We start from the raw sequence: 5,293 nt of genomic DNA on the forward strand, positions 1-5,293 counted from the left end.
GGGCAGCAGCTCCAGCGCATCGCCAATGCGCACGTACAGCCGCGGGTCGTCGTCCAGGCCCAGGTACTGCATGGCCAGGCGCGGGACGTCCGGGCGCAGCTCGATGGCTTCGATATCGTCCAGCGGCAGGAACTTCATGCAGGCCTGGGTCAGCGTGCCCGCGCCAAGGCCCAGGAACAGCGCGCTTTCCGGCTGTTCATGGCACAACGCGCCGACCAGCATGGCGCGGGTGTAGTCGTACTCCAACCAGCTGGGGTCGGCAGTGAACACGCAGCTTTGCTCGATGGCATCGCCGAATTCCAGAAAGCGGTAGTCGTCCACTTCGTACACGCTGATGACGCCAAAGGCATCTTCCACCCGCGCCAGTAGCCGCTCTTGCCGTTCCGTCGCCATGCCTGCACCCGCCCGCACAAAAACGCGCATTGTCCGCCAACACCCCCGATGCAACAAGCGCAGCGCCAACTGTTACCATGGCCGCCAGCCGACAACCGACCAGACCGAGCCTGACATGAACCAACCGTGGAGCCCCGACAGCTGGCGCGCCCTGCCGATCCAGCAGCAACCGACCTATCCCGATGCCGCGCACCTGCTGAAGGTCGAGCAAACCCTGGCCAGCTACCCGCCGCTGGTGTTCGCCGGGGAAGCGCGCGAACTGCGCCGGCAGTTTGCCGAAGTGACCGAAGGCCGCGCGTTCCTGCTGCAAGGCGGCGACTGCGCCGAGAGCTTCGCCGAGTTTTCAGCGGCAAAAATCCGCGACACCTTCAAGGTGCTGCTGCAAATGGCCATCGTCATGACGTTTGCCGCGGGCTGCCCGGTGGTCAAGGTCGGGCGCATGGCCGGGCAGTTCGCCAAGCCACGCTCGGCGGGCGATGAAACCATAGGCACCGTCACCCTGCCCGCTTACCGGGGCGACATCGTCAACGGCATCGGCTTCGACGCCAAGAGCCGCATCCCCGACCCGGAGCGCCTGCTGCAGGCATACCACCAGGCCACCGCCAGCCTCAACCTGCTGCGGGCCTTCGCCCAGGGCGGTTTTGCCGACCTGCACCAGGTGCACAAGTGGAACCTGGACTTCATCGCCAACTCGGCGCTGGCCGACAAGTACCACCAGTTGGCCAACCGCATCGACGAAACCCTGGCGTTCATGCGTGCCTGTGGCCTGGACAGCGCGCCGCAGTTGCGTGAAACCAGCTTCTTCACCGCCCACGAAGCGCTGCTGCTGAACTATGAAGAGGCCTTCGTGCGCCAGGACAGCCTGACCGGCGACTACTACGACTGCTCGGCGCACATGCTGTGGATCGGCGACCGCACTCGCCAGCTGGAAGGCGCCCATGTCGAGTTCCTGCGTGGGGTGCACAACCCGATCGGGGTCAAGGTCGGCCCCAGCATGAACCCCGAGGAACTGCTCCGCCTGATCGACACCCTCAACCCGGCCAACGACCCAGGGCGCCTGAACCTGATCGTACGCATGGGCGCGGGCAAGGTCGGCGACCACCTGCCAGGGCTGATCCGCTGCGTAGAGCGCGAGGGGCGCAAGGTGCTGTGGAGCTCCGACCCCATGCACGGCAATACCATCAAGGCCAGCAGTGGCTACAAGACCCGGGATTTTGCGCAGATCCTCGACGAGGTGAAGCAGTTCTTCCAGGTGCACCAGGCCGAAGGCAGTCATGCCGGCGGCATTCATATCGAGATGACCGGGCAGAACGTGACCGAGTGCATCGGTGGCGCACGGCCGATCACCGAAGATGCCCTGTCAGACCGCTACCACACCCACTGCGACCCACGGATGAATGCCGACCAGTCGCTGGAGCTGGCGTTCCTGATTGCCGAAACACTGAAGCAAGTACGGCGCTGACCCTCGGCGCCATACCCCCTCGGCCTGGTGCCGCGAAGCGCCGCCTGCGCGGCGCTCGCCCCACCGGCGCGGTCAAACGCTCAAAGCTCGAACCCGAGCATCACCGCACACACCACCAGGAACACGCAGAACATCGCCCGTAGCACCTTCTCTGGCAGCGCATGGGCCAGCTTCACCCCCCAGCTGATACTGAGCAGGCCGCCCACCGCCAACGGCAACCCTACCCCCCAGTCAACACTGTGATGCACGCCATAGGTCACCAGGGTCACCAGGGTGCTCGGCGCCGCCAATGCCAGCGACAGCCCTTGGGCCACCACCTGGGTAGTGCCGAACACACTGGTCAGGATCGGTGTGGCTACCACGGCGCCACCTACCCCGAACAGCCCGCCCATGGTACCGGCAAAGCTGCCCAGCACCCCCAGCCAAGGCCAGGCATAACGCAGTTCGGCACTGGCTGGCGCCACTTTCATGAACATCCGCGCCACGTTCCACACCGCCAGCGCCACCAAAAAGCCGACAAAGCCCAAGCGCATGGAATGCGCATCCAGCCCCACGGCCCAGATCGAACCCAGCCAGGCAAACACGAAACTGCACAACGACAGCGGCACGGCGTGGCGCAACTCGATGCGGTTGCGCTGGTGATAACGCCACAACGCCAGCAACACATTCGGCACCACCATGACCAGCGCAGTGCCTTGCGCCAGTTGCTGGTCCAGGCCGAACAGCACGCCCAGCGCCGGGATCGCGATCAGCCCACCGCCTATGCCGAACAGGCCCCCCATGGTGCCCAGGGCAGCGCCCAGCACGATATACAGCAACCACTCGATCATCAGGGCCTCGTTCGCCAGCAAAGTTGATAGCGGCATGCTAACCAGTGTGCGCTGGCGGGGAAACGCACAGCAGCGCACAATGGCTGTGCGTATTGTGCAAAAGCAAGGCAACCATGAGCCCCGATACTCTCACCGAGCAGCTAAGCCTGTTCCTGGACGTGCTGCAAAGCGGCAGTTTTTCTGCCGCCGCCCGCCGCTACCCGCTGACCCCGTCTGCGGTGGCGCGGCGCATTGACGCCCTCGAAGCCGCCGTGGGCAGCCGCCTGTTTACCCGCAGCACCCATGCCGTGCGCGCCACCCCGGCGGGCCACGCCTTTGCCGAGCGGGCCAAGCGCATCATCGAGGAACTGCGCCTGGCCCGTGCCGAGGCAGTGTCGCTGAGCAATGCACCGGAAGGGCTGATCCGCATCGACGCCCCCGCCGCGTTCGGCCGCCGCCACCTGGCCCCGGCCATTGCCGACTTCCTGCTGGCCTACCCGGGCCTGGACGTGCAGCTGCGCCTGATCGACAGCTTTGTCGACCTGCAGGGCAGCCACCTGGGCGAAGTGGACCTGGTGTTGCGTGCCGGCCCGTTGGCCGATACCCGCCTGGTCGCCACGCCACTGGCCTACATGGTGCGCATTGCCTGCGCCAGCCCCACCTACCTGGCCAGCCGCGGCATGCCCAGCTGCCCCAGCGAACTGCCCGGCCATGACGGCCTGGACTGGGACGGCCTGGCACCCCCGTACGCGTGGCGTTTCGAGGTCGCCGGGCAAACCCGCCTGTACCGCCCGGCCCGCATGCGCATGGCCGCCAACAACGCCGAAACCCTGTTGTTCGGTGCGCTGGCGGGCCTGGGCATCGCCCATTTGCCCACCTGGCTGATCAGCGAGTACCTGCTGCGCGGCGAACTGGTGCCACTGTTTTGTGACGCAGGCCTGCCCCAGGCTGAAAGCAGCGGCATTTACGCGCTACGCCTGGAACATGAAACGAACTCTCGCAGCCGTTTGCTGCTCGAATTTCTCAAGAGCCGCTTCAGTCCGATTCCACCCTGGGACCTGGCCCTGCGCAGCGGACTGCGCGAGTGATGCGTGCAGTGACGCTCAACGTGCCAGGATTTCCCATTGATTACCTTCAAGGACGTGCATGAACGCCGACACCCAAGCTTCCTGTGACGAGCTGCTGCTGGACAACCAGGTCTGTTTCGCCCTGCATTCCACCTCGTTGCTGATGACCAAGGTCTACAAACCGCTGCTGCAGGCCCTGGGCCTGACCTACCCGCAATACCTGGCGATGCTCGTGCTGTGGGAGCATGACGGCCTGACCGTGGGTGAAATCAGCCAGCACCTGCTGACCGACCCGGGCTCGCTGACCCCGCTGCTCAAGCGCCTGGAAAGCGAAGGCCTGTTACAGCGCAACCGCAGCCGCGAGGACGAACGGGTGGTGCTGGTGCAACTCACCGACAAAGGCCGCGCCCTGCAGCAGCGGGCAAAGGAAGTGCCGCAGTGCATCCTCAAGGCCAGCGGTCGCAGCCTTGAGCAGTTGCAGCAGTTGCAGGCCGAGTTGCTGGACCTGCGCGAGAACCTGCAGAAGAACCTTTAGCGACTATGCTGGGCAATGGCCGTTCGGCTGAACGGTGAATATTTATCTTGCGCGCTAACTAATTGCGCGCTAATTTAAATTCCACACCAACCCGCGTCCTCCCGCCAACGGGAGCGCACAGCGCATTAGCGAGGCTCAAGATGCAAAAGGTCACTCCGCTGTACATCGCAGAAGCTACCTCCACCGGTGGGCGCGACGGTAAATCCCGTTCCAGCGACGGCAAGCTGGACGTCAAGCTGAGCACCCCGAAAGAGCTGGGTGGGGCTGGCGGTGACGGCACCAACCCTGAGCAGATGTTTGCCGCCGGCTACTCGGCGTGCTTCATCGGCGCCTTGAAGTTCGTGGCAGGGCAAGAGAAAAAAGCCTTGCCGGCCGATGCGTCGATCACCGCCAAGGTGGGGATTGGCCAGATTCCGGGCGGTTTCGGCCTGGACATCGATCTGCACATCAACCTGCCTGGCCTTGCCCAGGCCGACGCCGAAGCGCTGGTGGAAAAGGCGCACAAGGTGTGCCCGTACTCCAACGCCACCCGCGGTAATGTGGATGTACGGCTGCACGTAGCCGTCTAAACCTGCCCTGCAGGTGCAGTGATGCACAATTGGCAGACATAAAAAACCCGGCCGAAGCCTAATGCCTGTCAGTTAAGTAATTTGGGGCCGCTTTGCGACCCTTCGCGGGCACGCCCGCTCCCACAGGGGATAGCGCATCTCTTGAGTTCGGCGCCTGTGGGAGCGGGCGTGCCCGCGAAGGGCTGCAAAGGAGCCCCACTAACGCTTAACTGACAGGCATTAGGCCGAAGCCGGTTTTTTTGCCTTTCACAAAAAACATTACTTCGTTGGAACGGCCGAAGCGCTGGTGGAAAAGGCGCACAAGGTGTGCTCGTACTTCAACGCCACCCGCGGTAATGTGGATGTGCGGCTGCACGTAGCAGTCTAAACCTGCCCTGCAGGTGCAGTGATGCACACTTGGCGCAATCGAGTAGGAGGCGGGTTCACACCCGCCGTCCTCTCACACCACCGTGCGTACG

6 protein-coding genes and 1 pseudogene are annotated in these 5,293 nt (G+C 64.3%); 5 read left to right on the forward strand and 2 right to left on the reverse strand.

What is annotated here, in order from left to right:
- Positions 1–393: spermidine synthase (locus GYA94_RS23465; RefSeq protein ID WP_369008868.1), on the reverse strand; the 393-nt coding region annotated here is incomplete at its 3' end.
- Between the two features lie 115 nt (positions 394–508).
- On the opposite strand from GYA94_RS23465, the gene GYA94_RS23470 reads away from it, so the two are divergent.
- The gene (locus tag GYA94_RS23470) at positions 509–1,855 is read left to right on the forward strand and encodes a class II 3-deoxy-7-phosphoheptulonate synthase (protein WP_161893196.1); all 1,347 of its coding nucleotides are present in this window, start codon (positions 509–511) and stop codon (positions 1,853–1,855) included.
- A gap of 80 nt (positions 1,856–1,935) precedes the next feature.
- On the opposite strand, the gene GYA94_RS23475 is transcribed toward GYA94_RS23470, so the two are convergent.
- Positions 1,936–2,685, reverse strand: coding sequence for a sulfite exporter TauE/SafE family protein (locus GYA94_RS23475; protein ID WP_029885627.1), 750 nt, complete (start codon positions 2,683–2,685; stop codon positions 1,936–1,938).
- A 113-nt stretch (positions 2,686–2,798) separates the two neighbouring features.
- Between GYA94_RS23475 and GYA94_RS23480 the strand changes: the two genes are divergently transcribed.
- The 4 genes and pseudogenes from GYA94_RS23480 to GYA94_RS23495 form a co-directional block, all read left to right on the forward strand.
- Entirely contained in the window at positions 2,799–3,752 is a 954-nt protein-coding gene (locus tag GYA94_RS23480) for a LysR family transcriptional regulator (protein WP_029885628.1), read from the forward strand.
- A gap of 58 nt (positions 3,753–3,810) precedes the next feature.
- Positions 3,811–4,266, forward strand: coding sequence for a MarR family winged helix-turn-helix transcriptional regulator (locus GYA94_RS23485; protein WP_009685225.1), 456 nt, complete (start codon positions 3,811–3,813; stop codon positions 4,264–4,266).
- Between the two features lie 140 nt (positions 4,267–4,406).
- Positions 4,407–4,835, forward strand: a complete 429-nt coding sequence (locus tag GYA94_RS23490; protein ID WP_009685224.1) for an organic hydroperoxide resistance protein — start codon at positions 4,407–4,409, stop codon at positions 4,833–4,835.
- Between the two features lie 274 nt (positions 4,836–5,109).
- Positions 5,110–5,202 (forward strand): annotated as a pseudogene (locus tag GYA94_RS23495) (organic hydroperoxide resistance protein); the annotation flags it as partial.
- Positions 5,203–5,293 lie beyond the last annotated feature (91 nt).

The organism is Pseudomonas juntendi, from assembly GCF_009932375.1.
In the GTDB taxonomy this organism is placed as follows: domain Bacteria; phylum Pseudomonadota; class Gammaproteobacteria; order Pseudomonadales; family Pseudomonadaceae; genus Aquipseudomonas; species Aquipseudomonas juntendi.